Here is a 19,938-nt window from a genome sequence, read left to right as displayed (position 1 = left end):
TGCTAAAACTATGGAATAACATCGGTTTAATAATGAACTACGACCAATGTAGCAGATAATCTGACATTTTGAGTAATCGAATGAGTTATTACAGCAAAGCAAAATTTTTTACCAGTGCACCAGATATAAAACACCTCGACGATGATACTGGCGTCGAAATTGCCTTTGCCGGGCGTTCTAATGCCGGCAAATCGAGTGCACTAAACACATTAACCCGGCAAAAAAACCTGGCCAGAACCAGTAAAACACCGGGCCGGACTCAGCTAATTAACGTTTTTGAGCTGGAGGGAGACCGCAGGTTAGTTGATTTGCCCGGCTATGGCTATGCCAAAGTACCGCTGGCAATGAAAGAAAAGTGGCAGCGTTCGTTAGGCGAATACCTGCAAAAACGCAAAAGCCTCAAAGGATTGGTGGTGTTAATGGATATTCGTCACCCATTCAAAGATCTCGACCAGGATCTTATCCATTGGGCTGTGAGTGCTGATTTACCGGTTCTGGCGTTAATGACCAAGTCAGATAAATTAAAAGCAGGTAAGCGCAAGGCTCAGCTATTAATGGCGCGGGAAGCGGCAATGGCTTTTTGTGGTGATGTAACGGTGCAGACTTTCTCGGCGCTTAACCGACAGGGCTTACCAGAGTTCGAGGCGATACTGAATAAGTGGTTTGGCATTGAGCGGCAAGACCAGCCAGACTAGCTCTGAAATGGTTTTACGGCAGTCAACGTAGCGAATAGAAAGTCGCAGATAAAAAATAACCCCATTCGATGAATGGGGTTAAGGACTGAGAGAAAACACATAAAAAAACCGATAATAAGAGTACCTAATCCCACTGAAAGTTCAGATTAATTGCAATAAAATTAAATTAATTTTATAAGTCTATATTAAACAATAGCTTAAACTTGTATTTTTGTGTTCAAACCCTAACAAAGCACATAAATTTTTACCTCTGTGACACACATTTTAGTGAGCCAACTGAAACCGGCGGTGAAAGACTACAGCAAGAATTCGACTTAACGTATTGCAACGCGTTGCGGTTAATCAGTGATAAATAAAACCAGGAAAATCCCTAAATCAGGCTTTACCGGGAGGAGAGGGTGAGAGTGCGCTGCCATAACCGCATTTGCTATTGTCTGGCGCTTAAATAAAAAAAGCTCCGGCAAATACCGGAGCTCAAGCAAAGGTTTGAAAAAAGATTTCTCACCTCTGTACCCTACATCGGTAAGCGTACATAAGTGAAACGTAAACGGCAAGTCAAAAGTGTAATTTTACTACCTGTTAGCCGCAGAATAGCTGAAATTTTGCCCATTTAGTTATGTTTTTTTGTAATCAAATTACTTATTAGTGTGCTTCTTCCCAATTCTCACCTTTGCCTGCTTCAACTTTCAGCGGTACCGATAGTGTAGCGGCCTGCTCCATCAGTTCTGTAATAGTGGCAATATGGGCATCAATATTGGCGTGTTTTATTTCAAACACTAATTCATCGTGTACCTGCATGATCATTGCGACATCATCGTTATTGGCTTGTTGAAGCCAGTCGTTTACCCGCAACATGGCCATTTTAATGATGTCAGCCGCGGTTCCTTGCATGGGGGCGTTAATCGCAGCCCGCTCTGCACCTTTGCGCCGTGCACCGTTGCTGGCTTTAATGTCAGGTAAATAAAGACGACGGCCAAATACAGTCTCAACATAGCCGTTAGCTTTAGCGAATTCGCGGGTGCTGTCCATATAATCAAGCACGCCCGGATAACGCTTGAAATACAGATCCATATATTCCTGTGCTTCACTGCGGCTAACGTGCAATTGCTTGGCAAGACCAAACGCCGACATGCCATAGATTAAACCAAAGTTGATTGCTTTGGCACTTCTGCGCTGGTTGTCGGTAACCTCATCTTCGGTGACGCCAAATACCTCAGCCGCCGTCGCGCGGTGAATGTCTTTGCCGCTGGAAAAAGCATCCAGTAAGCCCTTATCGCCTGACAGGTGAGCCATAATGCGTAACTCAATTTGCGAGTAGTCGGCGGCAACAATCTGATAGCCTTCTCTGGCAACAAACGCTTTGCGCACGCGTCGGCCTTCTTCGTTACGAATTGGAATGTTTTGTAAATTGGGATCCGTTGATGACAACCGGCCGGTGGCGGTGACAGCCTGATGATAAGACGTATGCACGCGCCCGGTACGATGGTTTATCATTTTAGGCAGTTTGTCGGTATAGGTGTTTTTAAGCTTGGTTAAACCACGGTATTCCATGATCTTTTGCGGTAATTCATAATCCAGCGCAAGCTCTTGCAGGACTTCCTCAGACGTAGACGGGGCGCCCTTGGGGGTCTTTTTAACTACCGGTAATTCCATTTTCTCAAAGAGGATATGCTGGAGCTGCTTGGTTGATCCTAAGTTAAAGGCCTCGCCAGCCAGTTCGTGGACTTCTTTCTCCAGCTCAATGATTCGGGTGGCTAATTGCTGACTCTGCTGTAGTAAGCGCTGACTATCAATAAGAACGCCTTGCTGCTCCATTCTCGACAAGATAGAAGCCAATGGCACTTCGAGTTCCAGCAGGACTTTCTTTAACCCTTCATTCGCTTCAAGCTTGGGCCACAATACCTGGTGCAAGCGCAGGGTAATATCTGCATCCTCAGCGGCATAAAATGCTGCTGTTTCTAGGTCGATTTGATTAAAGGTCAGTTGTTTAGCACCTTTACCAGCAATCTCCTCGTAGTGCACGGTACGATGATTAAGATAATTCTGGGCCAGCGTATCCATGTCATGACGACTGCCCGTACTGTTTAGTACATAGGACTCAAGCATGGTATCAAAGGCAATGCCATCCAGATGGATATCGTAATTGGCCAGAACATTTTTGTCGTATTTAAGATGTTGGCCCACTTTGAGTTGGGTTGGGTCTTCCAGCCACGGCTTTAACTGCGCCAGTACCCAGTCGCGGGAGAGTTGCTCAGGGGCATCAGGGTAATCGTGGGCAACGGGTATATAGGCGGCTTTACCGGCTTCAATAGAAAATGACAAGCCTACGAGTTCAGCCTGCATATAATCGAGACTGGTTGTTTCGGTATCAAAGGCGGTAAGTTCAGCGGCTTGGATATCTTTGAACCATTGCTCAAAAGTCGCCTCATCGAATATGGTGGTGTAGTCCACTGTAATATCATCACTGGCCAGTTCACTGGCCGTCACGTCTTCATTTGTTGTGCTATCTGGTTCTGCGTCGACGGCTGTCTGGTTACTGGTCACCTCGGTATACCAGCGCTTAAATTCGTACTCGCTGTATAAGTCGGCGAGCCTGGCGGTATCGGCTGCTTCGGGTACCAGGGTTTCCGGCGAATAGTTAAGCTGCAGATTCACGTCGATGGTGGCCAGTTGGTATGAAAGACGGGCTTGCTCTTCGTACTCGGCCATTTTTTTAGCCAGTGATTTAGCGCCGCGAAAATCCAGTTCGGCAATCTTATCCAGCTGCTTGTAGATTTCATCAATACTACCAATACCGTTTAACAGGCCTTGTGCGCTTTTATCACCCACGCCGGGGACGCCGGGGATATTATCGACCTTGTCACCCTTGAGGGCGAGGAAGTCGATAACAAGCTCTGGCGGAATACCAAATTTATCGCGAACACCCTGTATATCCATCAGCTGGTTATTCATGGTGTTTATCAGCGTTACGTGCTGATTAACCAATTGCGCCATGTCTTTGTCGCCGGTGCTAATCAGGGTATCAATACCGGCTTCGCTGGCTTGTCGGGCCAGGGTGCCAATCACATCGTCAGCCTCTACACCGTCTTCAATGATCAATGGAAGCCCCATCGCCTTAATGATCTCATGCAGTGGGGCGATTTGAGTGCGAAGCTCATCGGGCATGGGAGGACGATTAGCTTTATATTCCGGATAAATGTCATCGCGAAAGGTTTTACCCTTGGCGTCAAATACCACACCAATATGTGTTGGATGGTATTGCTTTAGCAAGCTTTTCAGCATGTTAATAACGCCGTAAATGGCGCCGGTGTCCTGACCCTTAGAATTCGTTAAAGGGGGCATGCCGTGGAATGCTCTGAACAAATAAGATGAGCCGTCAATAAGAATAAATGGGGGCTTTGAAGAGGATGACATGATTAAAATCTTCTTTTACAAAAGTCTGGTGCGAAGCATGCCATACACCACATTGGATGGCTACTGCTGGAGTGCGCAACAGCGCGATATCCGCTCGTTTAACGTGACGGGTGCAACAGTTCAGGGAAATTATGACCTGATCATCAGGTTTGATCCCAATGTGCAATTTGTGTTGGCCGGTGTGTTTGTTTTTTGTCGTTTACGTTGCGCTTCAGATCGCCAATTAAGTCAAATCCGGGGCCTGAATACAGTTCGTTGAGACAGCTCAAAACCCTTTGTCTGCATGGGGATCAGGCTAACAGCGTGTTCAGATTAATGTTGGTTTTTCAGACAAACAGAGGGCGATCAAAGTTGTGGATAACTTTGTGATCTAATGTGATCAAATAATTTTAAACCGGGATCATGCTTGTCACTGTGTTTACAAGCATATCATTGAAATATATAAGAAAAATAAAAGTGTTGCAGACCCTGTTCTACTTTCTTATTTCCATATAATATTGTGGATAACCAAGCTGTCTAATAATTAAGCTAAAAATGGTTAAGCGATTAATTTAGCATATACCTGAAGAAATCATAGTATTGGTTGATAAAATTTTTATTGGTTTTTGGCTTTTCTAAAAATCAAATTGCATAAGTCACAAATGACAGCGTATGGAGGCATGATCATGAAGAATGTAGCGGTAATTTTAAGCGGGTGCGGCGTCTTTGATGGCGCAGAGATACAGGAAACCGTTTTAACCCTGCACAGCATCCTAAAGCATGGGGGAAAGTTTCAGTGTTTTGCGCCAGACAAGCCGCAGTTGCACGTTATTAATCATTTAACCGGCGAAGTAGCTGAAGGCGAGACCCGTAACGTACTCGTTGAGGCCGCCCGCATTACACGCGGCGAAGTAAAACCTATTGAGCAGTGTCAGCCTGACGAATTTGACTTAGTGATTCTGCCCGGTGGTTTTGGCGCCGCTAAAAACCTTTGTACCTTTGCACTTGAGGGGCCCGACTGCGAATTTGACCCTGATGTGCTGGCAGTGTGTCAGGCTTTTGCGACGGCGGAAAAACCGGCGGCATACGCTTGTATAGCACCTGCGCTGGCGGCCAGGGTTTATGGCGAAGGTGTGAATCTCACTATCGGTAATGATGCGGAGACGGCTGCAGCCCTGGAAACCTTCGGTGTGACACACCGCAGCTGCGAAGTTACCGATGTTATCATTGATCAGCAGGCCAAGCTGGTGACGACCCCAGCTTACATGCTCGGACAAAACGTCCTCGAGGTCGGTGAAGGTATCGATAAAATGGTGCAGGCTGTATTTGCACTACAATAGTAAATTGTTTTGCATGGCGGTATAAACTTGGTTGTATGCCGCTTTCACTATATAGTGAAGGATGCACTACTTGTTCACTCTTTATAAAAGCTAAAAACTATAATGCATTATCGCGCTATCATTCGTATTTTGGGTCTACTGGTTGCGTTATTTTCAGTAACTATGATCCCGCCAGCGGTCGTTTCTCTACTATACGAAGACGGTAGTGGCTTACCCTTCTTTTTAGCGTTTTTAATGTGCATTCTTACCGGCTGCGCGTTTTGGTATCCAAACCGTAATCATCGCCAGGATTTACGCGCTCGCGAAGGCTTTTTAATTGTTGTGCTGTTTTGGTCTGTTCTGGCCAGTTTTGGTGCTATTCCGTTTATTTTGCTTGAGCAACCGTCAATGACGGTTACCGATGCGTTTTTTGAATCGTTTTCAGGGCTGACGACGACGGGGGCTACCGTTATCGAAGGCATCGACTTTCTGCCTCACTCGGTACAGTTTTACCGTCAGCAGCTGCAGTGGCTTGGCGGTATGGGGATCATTGTACTCGCGGTGGCAATTCTGCCGATCCTGGGGGTAGGGGGCATGCAGCTTTATCGCGCAGAAACACCCGGGCCGGTAAAAGATTCCAAAATGACCCCCCGCATTGCCGATACGGCCAAACACTTGTGGTATATCTACTTGTCGCTGACAACCGCGTGCACCCTGGCTTACTGGCTGGCGGGCATGAACTGGTTTGATGCCATTTGTCACGCGTTTTCGACCATCGCCATTGGCGGGTTTTCTACCCACGATGCCAGCCTCGGTTATTTTGACAGCTCGGTGGTAAATGCGGTGTGTGCGGTATTTCTGTTGATTGCGGCGCTGAATTTCTCACTGCACTACGCGGCAGCGAGTGGGCGCAATATTAAAAGCTACTGGCAAGACCCTGAACTCAAGGCCTTTTTGTTTATTCAGGTCACCCTGATTTTAATATGCTTTCTGGTGTTGGTTTTCCATAGCCACTACAGTACCGCCGAAGAAGCACTGGATCAGGCCGTTATACAAGCGGTTTCAATCAGTACTACGGCGGGCTTTGCCACCACTGATTTCGCTAATTGGCCGTCGTTTCTGCCAATATTGCTGATCTTCTCGAGTTTTATTGGTGGTTGCGCGGGTTCAACTGGCGGCGGCTTAAAAGTTATTCGTGTGTATTTGCTGTTTCTGCAGGGCCGGCGTGAAATCGACCGGCTTATCCACCCTAAAGCGGTGTACTCTGTTAAGCTGGGCGAACGTGCCATGCCCGATAAGGTGGTTGAGGCAGTATGGGGTTTCTTTTCAGCCTATGCCATTGTGTTTGTTGTGATTATGATTGGTTTAATTGCGACTGGCCTGGACAACATTACGGCGTTTACCGCCACGGCGGCAACACTCAATAACTTAGGCCCTGGCTTGGGCTCGGTGGCTGGCACCTTCGCTGATGTAAGTGATGGCGGTAAGTGGCTGTTAGTGACTGCCATGCTGTTTGGCCGCCTTGAGGTGTTTTCCCTGTTGGTGCTGTTTTCACCCACGTTCTGGCGTGGTTAAGCGCCGTCTTGTGGCAACAGCCCTTAGCCAAAGAAAAAAGCACTGGGTTGGAAGAGACGCTCAACATCGCTGATATATTTTTTGTCGACCAAAAACAATATGACATGGTCATTGGCTTCTATCATGGTATCGCTGTGAGCAATGATCACTTGTTCTTCACGTACAATAGCGCCTATGGTGGTGCCCGGCGGTAGTTTAATATCGCCAATTTCCCGGCCTACCACTTTCGATGTGTTTTTGTCGCCATGCGCGATTGCCTCTATAGCTTCCGCTGCCCCACGGCGAAGTGAGTACACATTAACTATATCCCCCCGGCGAACGTGCGTTAGTAACGCCGATATCGTTGCTTGCTGCGGAGAAAAAGCGATGTCAATTTCACCGCCCTGTACCAAATCGACATACGCGCTGCGCTGAATAAGCACCATGGCTTTTTGAGCGCCCATGCGTTTTGCCAGCATGGCCGACATGATATTGGCTTCGTCATCGTTGGTTACCGCAATAAACGCATCGACCTGCTCTACGCCTTCTTCGCTCAGTAAGTCTGAATCCGAGGCATCGCCGCTAAATACAATGGTTTTATCCAAATGGGCAGATAAATACTGCGCGCGTTCCGGGCTGTATTCTATGAGCTTAACGTTATGGCTGTGCTCTAATCGTTTGGCAAGTCCTGCGCCAATCAGGCCACCACCGGCAATCATGATACGTTTATAACTGGACTCCAGCTTTTGAAGTTCGCTCATTACGGCACGAATATGCTTAGTGGCAGCAATAAAAAACACTTCGTCGTCGGCTTCTATAACGGTTGTGCCCAGTGGTCTGATTGGTCGTCCACGTCGATATATTGCCGCCACGCGGGTTTCCACGTTGGGCATATGTTCTTTGAGCGCCGATAAGGCGTGACCTACCAGCAGCCCACCATAATAGGCCTTAACGGCAACCAGGCTAGCCTGGCCATCGGCAAATTCAACCACCTGCAAGGCGCCGGGATAATCAATTAATCGTTTGATGGCCTGGGTAACGAGTTGTTCCGGGGCAATAATATGATCAACCGGAATATCCTGCTGTTTGTACAGTTGCTCCTGGTAGATAATGTATTGCTCTGAACGGACACGGGCTATCTTGGTGGGGGTTTTAAACAGACTGTACGCTACCTGACAGGCCAGCATATTGCTTTCATCACTATTGGTGACAGCAATCAGCATGTCGGCATCCTCGGCACCGGCTTTTCGTAACACATCAGGGTGCGAACCCACACCGGTAACCACCTGCAGATCGAGGCGATCCTGCAATGCACGCAGAATAGTGGGGTCAGAATCGATGACCGTGATTTCGTTTTTTTCGCCTACCAGGTTCTCAGCGAGTGTACCGCCAACCTGTCCCGCGCCAAGGATGATTATTTTCATCGTCGTTGTTAGAGTACTTTATGATCTTGGTTTTTAAGACTTTAGCAGTCTCGCATAATAGAAACCATCCATTTGTTGCTCGCCGGGTAATATTTGCCGGCCGGGCTGTTCGGCGGTTTCTTGTGAATCCATCTTTAATAATGATGCATCGCTGTGCTCACTCAGAAAGCGCGCGATCTGCGCAGTGTTTTCTACCGGCAGCACCGAGCAAGTGGCATAAACTAACACGCCGCCGGATTTGAGTGTTGGCCACAGGTTTTCCAAAATGCGGTATTGCAATGTCTGCAGCGCTTCGATATCGCTCGCTTTACGCAGCCATCGTATATCCGGATGCCGGCGAATCACGCCAGTTGCAGAGCAGGGCGCGTCTAATAAAATCCGATCAAACTGATTGCCATCCCACCAGCTGCGGGTATCTGCAGCGTCGGCGCACACCAACTCAGCACTGAGTTGCAGGCGCGCCATGTTTTCACTCATGCGGGTTAAACGGGCAGATTCATTGTCCAGCGCTATCAGCTTGTCCAGAGCCGGCTCTGTTTCCAGCATATGCGTTGACTTTCCACCCGGTGCAGCGCAGCAGTCGAGGACGCGCTGGTTGGCGCGGAGGTTAAGCAACGGCGCGGCGAGCTGAGCGGCACCATCCTGTACGCTGAACCAGCCCTCTGCATAGCCGGGCAGTGAGGTAATTGGTAATCGCTGCGAAAGTATCACGGCATCCGGGTGTTCGGCGCTGAGGGTAAAAGGAATATCGCGCGCCGTGAGTGCGCTGCAGTATTCATCCAAACTGCTGCGTTGACGGTTAATGCGCAGCCATACGGGGGCTGGCGTGTTCATGGCGTCAACAATCGCATCAATCTGCGTGGGGTAGGCTGCATGCAGTCGCTTATACAGCCACTTGGGTAAGCCTGACTGAATAATGGCGTCGTCGCTGGTGTTACTGGCCATTTGCTGACGCTGAAAATTACGTAGTATCGCGTTGACCAGCCCTTTAAGACCAACCCCGCCAAGTGCATCGGCGGCGTTTACGGTTGCCGAGACGGCGGCGTGATCCGAGACACGGCTGAAGGCCAGCTGGTAAAAACCCAGCAGGATCAGGTGTTCCAGGATCTTTTTATTCCCTTTCAGTGGCTTATCCAGTAACGCCCGGAGCCAGATTTGCAGTTGTGGCAAATGACGAAACACGCCCATTGCCATTTCCTGCAACCAGGCGCTGTCTTGCTTACTGTGTCTGGCCTGTGCAAGGGCGAGGGCTTCACGAGACGACTTGCCAAGCTCCAGCACCTGAAACACCACCCAGGCTGTATCCGCTCTTAAATCGCTTTTTGCCGGTAGTTTCATGGCAGCTATACCGGCTCGCCGGGCAGCACACTGCCCACGGCAAACCAGTCCTGATGACCGTTTAGTACATCTTGTACTGCCATCGGCTTTTTGCCCGGCAACTGCAGTTTTTCTATGCATAACGCGCCGTCACTGGTGGCTACCACTATACCGTTTTTATCGGCGGCTAATATGGTGCCAGGGACAGCGTCTGTGGCTGGGGTACTCATGGCTGATGCCTGCCATACCTTGATGTTTTTATCCTTCACCTGACTCCAGCATACTGGCCAGGGGTTAAACGCGCGAACATTGCGGCTTAACTGTTGTGCTGACTGCTGCCAATCCAAAAACGCTTCTTCTTTGCTGAGCTTTTTGGCATAGGTAGCCTCGGCGTCGTTTTGTTTTTCAGCGCGCAGGCTATGCAGATTATCCAGTACATGCACCAGTGCCTCAGGGCCACTGCTGGCAAGTTTGGCATAAAGCGTGGCACTGGTGTCATCGGCCGTGATGGGCAGCTTACTGATATGTAACATATCACCGGTATCAAGGCCTTCGTCCATTTGCATAATGGTTACGCCGGTTTCCGTATCACCGGCCCACAGACTGCGCTGAATAGGCGCGGCGCCGCGCCAGCGTGGCAAGATAGAGCCATGCACATTAATACAACCATGCGCGGGTATCGCCAGCACGGCTGCTGGAAGTAACAAACCGTATGCCACTACCACCATAATATCGGGTTGCAATGCGGCGAGTTGTTGTTGGGCGTCGCTGTCTTTAAGTGAGGCAGGTTGGTAAACCGGAATGTTATGCTCTACCGCCACTTGCTTGGTGGCACTGGGCATAAGTTTTTTGCCCCGTCCGGCAGGACGATCCGGTTGTGTATAGACAGCCACTACCTGGTGCTGACTGTCGAGCAGTTTTTGTAAATGTGTGGCCGCGAAGTCTGGCGTGCCCGCAAAAACAATATTAAGAGGTTTAGTCACTGATACCTTCTTAGGCTTTCGCGGCCAGGCGAGCTTCTTTCTCTAACTTTTTGCGAATGCGCTGGCGCTTTAACGGCGATAAATAATCGACAAATAACGTACCGTTCAGGTGGTCTAATTCGTGTTGAATACAGATTGCTAATAAGCCATCGGCCGTCAGTTCGTAGGGTTCGCCATCGCCATTAAGGGCGGTTACTGTGACTCTCTCTGCACGATCAACTTTGGCATAGTTACCCGGCACCGACAAACAGCCTTCTTCGCTGATAGTAGAGCCTTCCTTGCTGACAATTTCCGGATTAATAAACACACGGGGTTGGTTCTGCTCTTCAGAAACATCCATAACCACCAGGCGCACATGACGGTCTACCTGTGTTGCGGCCAGGCCAATACCGTTTTCTTCGCGCATGGTTTCAAACATGTCGGCGACGAGCTGTTTTACTTCGCTGTTAACTTCCTCTACAGGTTTAGCCACGGTACGAAGACGTTCGTCTGGAAATCGTAATACGTCTAAAATTGCCATTTGTCGATATTTACACTCTTTCTGTATTAATAACTATACCCTAACGTTGATGACGCTATTTAACTGCCATCAACACCACGTATTCTAGCTTAAAGCACCTTTTCGTGCAGTATTAATCGTTTCTATACTGATTAATTGGGGATTGTGCGCTAATAATACAACAAGGTGCTGGCTTGCTCTGGTATTTTGGCGAGGGGGAATAATGGTAAAACAAATCAAAAAATGGGCCGCGTTATGCGCCGGTTTAATACTTGGCCTGACTGCCGGACTGGCACAGGGGCTGGAAATTAAACCCGATGCGCCAACTCAGTATACGGTAAAGAAAAACGATACGCTTTGGGACATTGCCGGTATGTTCCTGGATAAGCCCTGGCTGTGGCCCGAGTTATGGCGCAATAATACCCAGATTATTAATCCTCATCTTATCTATCCGGGCAATGTCCTGACGCTTCGTTTTATTGACGGTGAACCGGTGCTTGAAGTGACCAGCAAAAAAAACCGCGTAACGCTGACCCCTGATGCCGAACGAACAGTCAAATCACTAAACCCGATTAATCTGCTTCCCTGGTCAGCAATAGCGCCCTATATACAGCAGCATGAAATTATCGACCCCGGCAGCTATGACAACTTGCCTCACTTGCTGGGCAATAAAAAGGCATCCATGCTCTTTGCCAGTGATGATCTGGTCATGAGTCGGCGTAACGACCGTGCTAACGATCAGTATCGGGTTATTCGTAAGCAATCTACAATTACGGATCTCGACGGCAATGTGTTGGGTATTCAGGTGCATCACATTGCCGATGCCACGATGGTGGAAGCAAGCGCCGAAGGCGAATGGCTGGTAAAAATTGCCGGCTCTAACGCCGAGGCCAAGCGAGGTGACAAACTGCTGGATACTGAGCCTAAATCGGGTGCCGACATGGCACTGGTGGCGGCCACTCAGTCTCAGCGGTCGTTTATTGTTGGCAGCCTGCATCAACACGAGTTACTGGGTAAACACGACATTGTCATTGTTGACCTGGGTGCAGCGCAGGTCAGCGCCGGTACTGTGATGGGGATCTATCAACAGGGGCCAACGATTATCGATGGTGAAAGCCCTGAGTACGCCAGCGAAAATAATTCGCTTCTGACTATTTTTGACAGCAGTTCAACGTTCCGGCAGCCCGCTATTAAGGTAGGGGAGCTGGTGATATTCAGTACATTTAGCCGGGCCAGCTACGGCATTATAACCCGGGCCAGTGAAATGGTCAGAAGCGGCAATATAGTGGCCCAGCCTTAACCCTGACTCTGCCGTGACCGGGTCAGGTTACGGAAGAGAATATGCAAAACTTGTTTACTGCTACCACCCAACAGTGGTGTTGTTTAAGTGTTATACACCGGCGAACGCCAGCGTTTTGGCTGGCGTTACTGCAAAATAGCGGACTCAACGTAAACAGTCTGTTTCAGGCTGGCGTCAGCGAGCTGGCAGCGCTGGGCCTCCGGCCTCAAGAGATTAACCTGATTAAAGCCCCTCAACAGGCGATTAATGCGGTTGAGCAATGGCTTGAAAGCGACCCCAAACACACCGTTATTGATATTGCATCAGAGGCTTACCCAAGCCGCTTACGCCAACTTGAGTCGCCCCCACTGGTATTATTTTGTCGCGGCAATACCGCGCGTTTACATGCCATGCAAATTGCTATTGTCGGGAGTAGAAAAGCAACCGTCCAGGGGTTAAACACGGCGCGTCGCCTTGCCGCTGAACTGGGCACCAGCGGCATTACCGTGACCAGCGGTCTGGCCCTGGGGATAGATGGCGCTGCCCATCAGGGGGCCTATCCTACAGCAGGTGGCACCGTTGCGGTGTTGGGCGGTGGGTTAAAATACCTGCACCCGCGCACGCACACGCATCTGGCACAACACATTGTTGAATGCGAAGGCTGCCTGGTATCCGAGTTTGCCCCTGAGGTATCTGTTAAGCCGTATCATTTTCCACGTCGTAACCGGGTCATCGCAGCGCTGTCGCAAGGCGTTGTGCTGGTGGAAGCCGAGATTAAAAGTGGTTCAATGATCACGGCTAATCTGGCGGCCGGTTTAGATAACGATGTTTTTGCGGTACCGGGCAACATCAACAGTCGTTTAAGTGCGGGCCCCCACCACCTCATACAACAGGGTGCTAAGCTGATTACCTGCAGCAAGGATATTATTGAGGAGTATGCCTGGGCAGCAGAGGCCAGGGAAAGTAACCATGATGGGATGGACGCGGCGCCTGATCACCCTTTACTTGAGTTAGTTGATGCAGAGCTGACAAGTGTCGATGAGTTAGCCCAAAGCTCAGGTATGCCAGTGGCTAAAATCATGGCGGTTATGCTGGAGTTAGAAATAAGCGGCTTGGTTGCTGCGGTGCCTGGTGGCTACATGCGTTTATAGGGCCGTTGCCGGTACTCACAACAACCCGAACAGGGGGGGGGAGAGGCGTTTTCGTTCTATGCTGTTTTACAGTGGCTGATAAAAAAGTTGGCCTAAAACTTGGCATTAACCCAATTTTTAGATAACTTGAAGTCAGATGCCATAGTTTTTTGCATCAAAACCGTACGCAACGCTGGTCTTACACTTGAAAAAAGGCCACATCACTACAATAGAGTTTGCGACGTTAGGCAATAGTGCGTAACACAATTGCCGCAAATTGAGGGGGAAAATGCTATGTTCGATATCCTCATGTATCTTTTCGAGAATTTTATCCACAGTGAAACCGAAATTCGGGTTGATCAGGATGAACTCACCGAAGAGTTAGTCCGCGCAGGATTTCATCACGATGAGATTTACAAGGCGCTGGCGTGGTTAGAAAAGCTCGCTGCGTTACAAGAAACCGACATTAACCCCTATTTGTGCAAGGGTGTTTCCAGTAGCCTAAGCCGTATTTATACTCAGCAGGAGCAAATGCGCCTCGATGTTGAGTGTCAGGGATTCTTGTTATTCTTGGAGCAAGTTGGCGTGTTAGAAGCCACGACCCGCGAGATGGTCATCGACAGGGTGATGGAGATTGATTCTCCGGAATTTTGTTTAGAAGATCTCAAATGGGTTGTGCTGATGGTACTGTTTAACGTACCAGGCAAAGAAAATGCCTATGCACAAATGGAAGATCTGTTATTCGAAGAGCATGACGGTATACTTCACTAATTACGTTGTTTAGAGAAGTGTAGGTTTGTGTCTAAAATAGATCATTCGCTGTTTGCTGCGCACGAGCACGCACTGGAGCAACAGTTCGGGCAATGTCCGGACTGCGGCAAAGACCTGCGTGTGCGTAACAGCAAAACCGGGCCCTTTATTGGTTGTAGTGGCTACCCGCAATGCCACTACGCCAAACCCCTTCACGATACTCAAACCACGACATTAAAAGTCATGGAGGACAGCCGCTGTGTTGAATGCGGCGCTGCCATGGCCATCAAAAAAGGCCGTTATGGCATGTTCATCGGCTGTACTAACTTTCCCGAATGCCACCACATCGAAAACGCCAAACCGCAGTCTGATACGACAGTGACTTGTCCGAAGTGCCATGATGGCCACTTAATTGACCGAACCAATAAATACGGCAAACGATTTTTTGCATGCAACCGTTATCCTGCTTGCCGTTATGTGGTAAATTTCGCTCCCGTTCAGAAACCCTGCCCAGACTGTAACTGGCAAATTCTGATCGAAAAGAAAGGGCGGTTGGCTTGCCCACAACCCCTGTGTGGCTATACAGAGCCGAAAGATGAAGCTACTTCACAAGAGTAATTAAAGAGGTCGTGGTAAATGAGCGTTGAATCGGTGCATCAGGATACTGATATTGAAGCGTTTGAGAACGGGCAGCTATTGGTGTACCCCACTGAAGCTGTGATGGGAATTGGCTGTGATCCTAACAACGAAGACGCTGTTATGGCACTGTTGGATTTAAAGCAGCGACCGGTTGAAAAGGGCCTGATCTTATTGGCCGCAAACTATTCTCAGCTGCTGCCCTATGTTAACGACAACGCTATCCCACAGGACAAGCGCTTTAGTATATTTTCCTGCTGGCCGGGACCGGTGACCTGGTTGCTGCCCAAGTCAGCCACTGCACCTGGCTGGATAACCGGTGAACATGAAGCTATCGCCGTGCGGGTAACGGCGCATCAGGGTGCCAGGGCCTTATGCGAAAAGCTGGGTCGACCAATCGTATCGACCAGCGCCAATTTAACCGGACAGGCACCAGCGGTAACTCAGCAGCAGGCCAGGGCGTATTTTGGTGACAGGGTGCACTATATTGATGGTGAAGTTGGCGGCGCGCAACAACCATCTACCATTCGCGATGCCCTGAGCGGCGCAATTATTCGGAACTAATTATGACGACTGCTTCTTCGCTGGATACGCAACAGGCTATCGACTCAGTAAAAACGTTTTTACTGGCTCTGCAGGACAATATTTGCCATACCCTGGAGCTGGCCGATGGTAAGGGCCATTTTCAAGAAGATGCCTGGCAGCGGGAAGAAGGTGGCGGTGGTCGCTCGCGGGTCATTAAAAATGGCGCGGTCATTGAACAGGGCGGGGTTAATTTCTCCCATGTCTTTGGCACCCAGATGCCAGCTTCAGCAACGGCATCACGCCCCGAACTGGCAGGCCGAAGTTTTCAGGCGATGGGGGTGTCATTAGTTATTCATCCGCATAATCCTTACATTCCTACCTCTCATGCCAACGTTCGCTTTTTTATTGCCGAAAAACCCGGTGAAAAGCCCATTTGGTGGTTCGGTGGTGGCTTTGACCTGACGCCCTTTTACCCGTTTAAAGAGGATGTTCAGCACTGGCATGACACGGCAAAAAAACTCTGCAAACCCTTTGGTGATAATGTGTATGCCGATCATAAAAAATGGTGTGATGAGTATTTCTACTTAAAGCATCGCGATGAAACACGCGGTGTAGGCGGCTTGTTTTTTGATGATCTCAATCAGTGGGACTTTGAACAATGCTTTGCGTATATGAAAGCAGTAGGCAACGGCTATCTTGATGCTTATGTGCCTATTATAGAGCGGCGCAAAACCCTGCCATACGGGGAGCGGGAGCGGGATTTTCAGCTCTATCGACGCGGCCGGTATGTCGAATTTAATCTGGTGTATGACCGCGGTACCTTATTCGGGCTGCAGACCGGCGGGCGCACTGAGTCAATATTGATGTCAATGCCGCCGTTAGCTCGCTGGGAATATGGGTACCAGGCACCCAAAGGCTCTGCCGAAGCAAAGCTGCAGAGCTGGCTTACACCAACCGACTGGTAAAAACCAAACAGTTCGCCCCGGTTTCTTGACGTGGATCAAGCTTAACCTACAGATTTCAAAACGTATTTTTAAACTTGTTTTAGATCAAATTTTTATTTGGCCGGAAGCGTAAAGTGCAGCCATTGACTTAACGAGTGAGAAAATACAACATGAAAAAATCAATTCTGGCGACAATAGTGCTTGGAGCACTAGCAGGTGTCCCCGCCGCAATGGCCCACGATGCCGGAGATATAATTGTACGTGCTGGTTTAACTACGGTTAGCCCCAACGACGATTCAGGCAATGTCTACGTTGACGCGCTGGGCGGTAACGTGGGGATGGGTGCAGAAGTCGGCTCTGATACACAAATTGGTCTTAATCTGGTTTATATGCTCGATGCGCATTGGGGTATCGAAGTGCTCGCCGCTACGCCTTTCAGCCATGACGTAACATTGATCAATACTGCCGACAATGGTCTTGGCCTGGGTGATGGTAAACTGGCTGAAGTCACGCACCTGCCACCCACGCTCAGCGCTTTGTACTTCTTTGATACACAAAGTGCATTTACGCCCTACGTTGGTGTGGGTATCAATTACACTATATTCTTCGATGAAGATTTTACCTCATCACGTGAAGAGCAAACCTTTAGCGACCTGTCATTAGATAACTCTTTCGGTTTATCTGGTCAGATTGGCTTCGATTATCAAATCGATGAGAAATGGCTGGTTAATGCATCGGCCCGTTACATTGCCATTGATACCACCGCCGAGTTCACGGTTGCCGGTGTGGCAGGCAGTGTCGATGTGGATATTGACCCCTATGTCTTTACGCTTTCTATGGGCTATAAGTTTTAAGTAGCTTAATTGGTTTGCTTCAAGCAGATTATAAAAGTGTTTCGCACTACCCTTTGGCCCTTCTTTGAAGGGCTTTTTTAGGACTAATCCTCGTGGTTAACCATGTGGTCAGCGAGTTGGTCGAGCGCTTTTAATAGCTGATCGGCAATTTGCATATTGTCGACGGTTTCATACATGGCTTTACGCATACAATACATCCACTGTGCTTTTAGCGCTGGTGTTACTGTATAGGGTAAGTGTCTGGCGCGAAGACGCGGATGCCCGCGCTCTTGCTCATACTGATTCGGTCCGCCCAACCACATGGTCAGGTACAAATAAAAAACATGTCGTATTCTGGTTAACGGTTGTGGGTGGATGGCGAGTAAATCCGCTGCAACAGGATCCTGTTCCATGATGTCGTAGAACCGGTTTGCCAGAGTCAGGACGGTTTTTTCACCACCAATTGCTTGATAGGGTGTAACAACATCAGTAGAGTGCGCAGTAGTTTGTTTACTGATCCCCAATTTAGCCAGTATAGATTGTAATCCCATGAAAAAGTTTGCCGTATTCGGAAATCCTATAGCCCAGAGTTTATCACCAACAATTCACCAGATGTTTGCCAATTCGAGTCAGGAGCAGATTTCTTACCAAAAGCGTGAAGCGCCGGTTAATGGCTTTGCCGAAGCGGTCGCCGCGTTTTTTGCCGATCCACAGGCCGTGGGGTGTAACGTCACCGTGCCCTTTAAAGAACAGGCGTACGCCATGGCTGTACATCGGAATCCGGCGGCAACAATGGCAGGGGCGGCTAATACGTTAATGTACAACGATGATGGCGAGCTCTGTGCATTTAATACCGACGGTATCGGCCTGGTTGCCGATCTACACGCTGCCGGTATCAATCTGGCTGGCGCCAAAGTATTGATTTTAGGCGCTGGTGGGGCTGCCAGAGGCGTTGTACATCCGTTGTTGGATGCTGGAGTAGGGCAGTTAGATATATTAAACAGAACCGTCAGCAAAGCAGCCGCTATTGCCAACAAAGCCGATAATGACAAGGTGAGAGCTGTAGATACGCCTCAACTACTCAATCATTACGACGTGGTGATAAATTCAACCTCAGCCAGTCTGTCCGGTGAGGTACCGCCGGTACCAGACAGGCTATTAGCCGGTTGTGAACTCGCCTACGATATGGTGTACAGCAAGGATGGCGGGGCAACGGTATTTATGCAACATGCCGCAACACTCGGCGCCACCCAGCAGCGTGACGGTCTTGGCATGCTGGTGGAGCAAGCGGCCGCTGCATTTGCTATCTGGACGGGTAAGCAACCCGATACCGAAGGCGTTATCGATTTTCTGCGTGGCAGCTAACTGCCCTCCTGGGCCAGATAATCGTTTTTGAGCTCAACATAGTTTATCGCTGACTGTTTTAAAAAGGCCAATTCAGCTTCATTTAGCGGGCGCTTTTGCACCATAGGATTACCCACATACAGGTAGCCGCTCGCTAACCGCTTGTTAGGGGGCACTAAAGTACCGGCGCCAATAAAGACATCATCTTCTACTATGGCACCATCCATTACAATCGCGCCCATACCAACCAGAATACGATTACCCAGCTCACATCCGTGCAGCATACATTTATGACCAACGGTAACATCATCACCAATAATTAACGGATTACCCTCAGGGTTGCCTGCAGACTTACGGGTAACATGAAGAATAGTGCCGTCCTGTATATTGCTGCGAACACCTATCTTTATATAGTTCACGTCACCCCGTGCGGCGACCATATGCCAGATGCTGCTGTCGTCTCCGACCTCTACGTCACCCACCAGGCGAACCGAATCTGCTATATAGACATTGTTGCCAATATTGGGGGAAATTCCTTTAAAGCTACTGAGCGTTTGTTGCATAGTTATCTCTGCGAATGATTAAGTTAAGAGGAATAAGTAGTAATAGTTTAACCACAAGCTAGCATGCTTTGTTCGCGTATGACTATCTTCTCCAGGGCCAGAAGCGGTTAATCCGCCGGAAATTGTACATAAAGAACGCGTTATGATGTATTTCTGAGCGAACAAATCAAATATGACAGTTTTTTTAAAATAAGCGTTGACCTGTGAGCCTAACTCTCTATAATGCGCCCCACTTCGACGGGGAACGCGCTAAAACGCGAACCCGACAATAACGCCTAAGGCCTTATTGGAAGCGGCTTTCAGTCAAATGTAGTGTTTGAAAAAATTCAAAAAAAGCATTGACACAGAAAGCCATCAGCGTAAAATGCGCGCCTCACTTCAGCAAGGTTTGATAACAGCGTTGAGGTGGTTTTCAGAAGAGCTTCTTCGAAAAGAAATTTTCAAAAAAGTGTTGACACTGAAAACAAAGAGCGTAATATACGCATCCCGCTTCGGCAGGGCCTAAACAGCCACGAAGCAGCAAGGTTCAGTTAAATAGCTGAATGTGACGGAAGTCCTCCTTGCGCAAATAGAGTAATCTTTTTGCACTTTGTTCTTTAAAAATCAGATAACAAGACAATTTGTGTGGGCACTCATTAAGAGTGTCACAACGACAATTCAAAATTTCGATATATTTAATTGAAGAGTTTGATCATGGCTCAGATTGAACGCTGGCGGCAGGCCTAACACATGCAAGTCGAACGGTAACAT

The 19,938-nt window shown here is 48.8% G+C and carries 18 protein-coding genes and 1 rRNA gene; 12 read left to right on the top strand and 7 right to left on the bottom strand.

The window, feature by feature from the left end; translation table 11 throughout:
- Positions 1-80: 80 nt before the first annotated feature.
- The gene (yihA, locus tag OIK42_RS00095; RefSeq protein WP_273637519.1) at positions 81-695 is read left to right on the top strand and encodes a ribosome biogenesis GTP-binding protein YihA/YsxC; all 615 of its coding nucleotides are present in this window, start codon (positions 81-83) and stop codon (positions 693-695) included.
- A 642-nt stretch (positions 696-1,337) separates the two neighbouring features.
- On the opposite strand, the gene polA is transcribed toward yihA, so the two are convergent.
- On the bottom strand, positions 1,338-4,109 hold the full coding sequence (gene polA, locus OIK42_RS00090) for a DNA polymerase I (RefSeq protein ID WP_273637518.1): 2,772 nt from the start codon (positions 4,107-4,109) through the stop codon (positions 1,338-1,340).
- Positions 4,110-4,774: 665 nt separating this feature from the next.
- Here polA and elbB point away from each other — a divergent pair.
- Positions 4,775-5,428, top strand: a complete 654-nt coding sequence (gene elbB / locus OIK42_RS00085) for an isoprenoid biosynthesis glyoxalase ElbB (RefSeq protein WP_273637517.1) — start codon at positions 4,775-4,777, stop codon at positions 5,426-5,428.
- A 102-nt stretch (positions 5,429-5,530) separates the two neighbouring features.
- The gene (locus OIK42_RS00080) at positions 5,531-6,982 is read left to right on the top strand and encodes a TrkH family potassium uptake protein (RefSeq protein ID WP_273637516.1); all 1,452 of its coding nucleotides are present in this window, start codon (positions 5,531-5,533) and stop codon (positions 6,980-6,982) included.
- 23 nt (positions 6,983-7,005) lie between these two features.
- Here OIK42_RS00080 and trkA read toward each other — a convergent pair whose 3' ends face one another.
- From trkA to def, 4 genes are read right to left on the bottom strand one after another with little or no spacing between them, the layout of a single operon-like run.
- Entirely contained in the window at positions 7,006-8,385 is a 1,380-nt protein-coding gene (gene trkA, locus OIK42_RS00075; protein WP_273637515.1) for a Trk system potassium transporter TrkA, read from the bottom strand.
- A gap of 33 nt (positions 8,386-8,418) precedes the next feature.
- Complete coding sequence (rsmB, locus tag OIK42_RS00070) at positions 8,419-9,732, bottom strand: 16S rRNA (cytosine(967)-C(5))-methyltransferase RsmB (RefSeq protein ID WP_374211855.1); 1,314 nt, start codon at positions 9,730-9,732, stop codon at positions 8,419-8,421.
- Positions 9,729-10,685, bottom strand: coding sequence for a methionyl-tRNA formyltransferase (fmt, locus tag OIK42_RS00065; protein ID WP_273637513.1), 957 nt, complete (start codon positions 10,683-10,685; stop codon positions 9,729-9,731). The genes rsmB and fmt overlap by 4 nt, the downstream gene beginning before the upstream one ends.
- A gap of 10 nt (positions 10,686-10,695) precedes the next feature.
- Positions 10,696-11,205, bottom strand: coding sequence for a peptide deformylase (gene def, locus OIK42_RS00060; RefSeq protein ID WP_273637512.1), 510 nt, complete (start codon positions 11,203-11,205; stop codon positions 10,696-10,698).
- 202 nt (positions 11,206-11,407) lie between these two features.
- Between def and OIK42_RS00055 the strand changes: the two genes are divergently transcribed.
- The 7 genes from OIK42_RS00055 to OIK42_RS00025 all read left to right on the top strand — a co-directional run bounded on the left by OIK42_RS00055 (position 11,408) and on the right by OIK42_RS00025 (position 17,302).
- Positions 11,408-12,484: a LysM peptidoglycan-binding domain-containing protein gene (locus OIK42_RS00055; protein WP_273637511.1), complete on the top strand. Its 1,077-nt coding sequence runs from the start codon at positions 11,408-11,410 to the stop codon at positions 12,482-12,484.
- Positions 12,485-12,525: 41 nt separating this feature from the next.
- Entirely contained in the window at positions 12,526-13,614 is a 1,089-nt protein-coding gene (gene dprA / locus OIK42_RS00050; protein ID WP_273637510.1) for a DNA-processing protein DprA, read from the top strand.
- A gap of 273 nt (positions 13,615-13,887) precedes the next feature.
- Positions 13,888-14,364 carry a DUF494 family protein gene (locus tag OIK42_RS00045; protein ID WP_273637509.1) on the top strand — a complete coding sequence of 159 codons (477 nt, stop codon included), beginning with the start codon at positions 13,888-13,890 and terminating at the stop codon, positions 14,362-14,364.
- A gap of 27 nt (positions 14,365-14,391) precedes the next feature.
- The gene (locus OIK42_RS00040; protein WP_273637508.1) at positions 14,392-14,961 is read left to right on the top strand and encodes a DNA topoisomerase family protein; all 570 of its coding nucleotides are present in this window, start codon (positions 14,392-14,394) and stop codon (positions 14,959-14,961) included.
- Between the two features lie 18 nt (positions 14,962-14,979).
- Positions 14,980-15,543 carry an L-threonylcarbamoyladenylate synthase type 1 TsaC gene (tsaC, locus tag OIK42_RS00035; RefSeq protein ID WP_273637507.1) on the top strand — a complete coding sequence of 188 codons (564 nt, stop codon included), beginning with the start codon at positions 14,980-14,982 and terminating at the stop codon, positions 15,541-15,543.
- Positions 15,544-15,545: 2 nt separating this feature from the next.
- A complete protein-coding gene (gene hemF / locus OIK42_RS00030; protein ID WP_273637506.1) occupies positions 15,546-16,469 on the top strand; it encodes an oxygen-dependent coproporphyrinogen oxidase in 924 nt (307 codons plus the stop codon).
- A 149-nt stretch (positions 16,470-16,618) separates the two neighbouring features.
- Complete coding sequence (locus tag OIK42_RS00025; protein ID WP_273637505.1) at positions 16,619-17,302, top strand: OmpW/AlkL family protein; 684 nt, start codon at positions 16,619-16,621, stop codon at positions 17,300-17,302.
- 83 nt (positions 17,303-17,385) lie between these two features.
- Here OIK42_RS00025 and OIK42_RS00020 read toward each other — a convergent pair whose 3' ends face one another.
- Entirely contained in the window at positions 17,386-17,832 is a 447-nt protein-coding gene (locus OIK42_RS00020; RefSeq protein WP_273637504.1) for a group II truncated hemoglobin, read from the bottom strand.
- On the opposite strand from OIK42_RS00020, the gene aroE reads away from it, so the two are divergent.
- Positions 17,831-18,646 carry a shikimate dehydrogenase gene (aroE, locus tag OIK42_RS00015; protein ID WP_273637503.1) on the top strand — a complete coding sequence of 272 codons (816 nt, stop codon included), beginning with the start codon at positions 17,831-17,833 and terminating at the stop codon, positions 18,644-18,646. The genes OIK42_RS00020 and aroE overlap by 2 nt on opposite strands.
- Here the strand turns inward: aroE and OIK42_RS00010 are convergent.
- Positions 18,643-19,188 carry a gamma carbonic anhydrase family protein gene (locus OIK42_RS00010; protein WP_273637502.1) on the bottom strand — a complete coding sequence of 182 codons (546 nt, stop codon included), beginning with the start codon at positions 19,186-19,188 and terminating at the stop codon, positions 18,643-18,645. The two genes, aroE and OIK42_RS00010, sit on opposite strands and share 4 nt — an antisense overlap.
- 675 nt (positions 19,189-19,863) lie before the next feature.
- Here OIK42_RS00010 and OIK42_RS00005 point away from each other — a divergent pair.
- Positions 19,864-19,938 (top strand): 16S ribosomal RNA (locus OIK42_RS00005); the annotation flags it as partial.

The sequence above is a fragment of the Alteromonas gilva genome (genome assembly GCF_028595265.1).
Classification (GTDB): domain Bacteria; phylum Pseudomonadota; class Gammaproteobacteria; order Enterobacterales; family Alteromonadaceae; genus Alteromonas; species Alteromonas gilva.
This window is presented reverse-complemented; position numbering and strand designations above follow the sequence as displayed.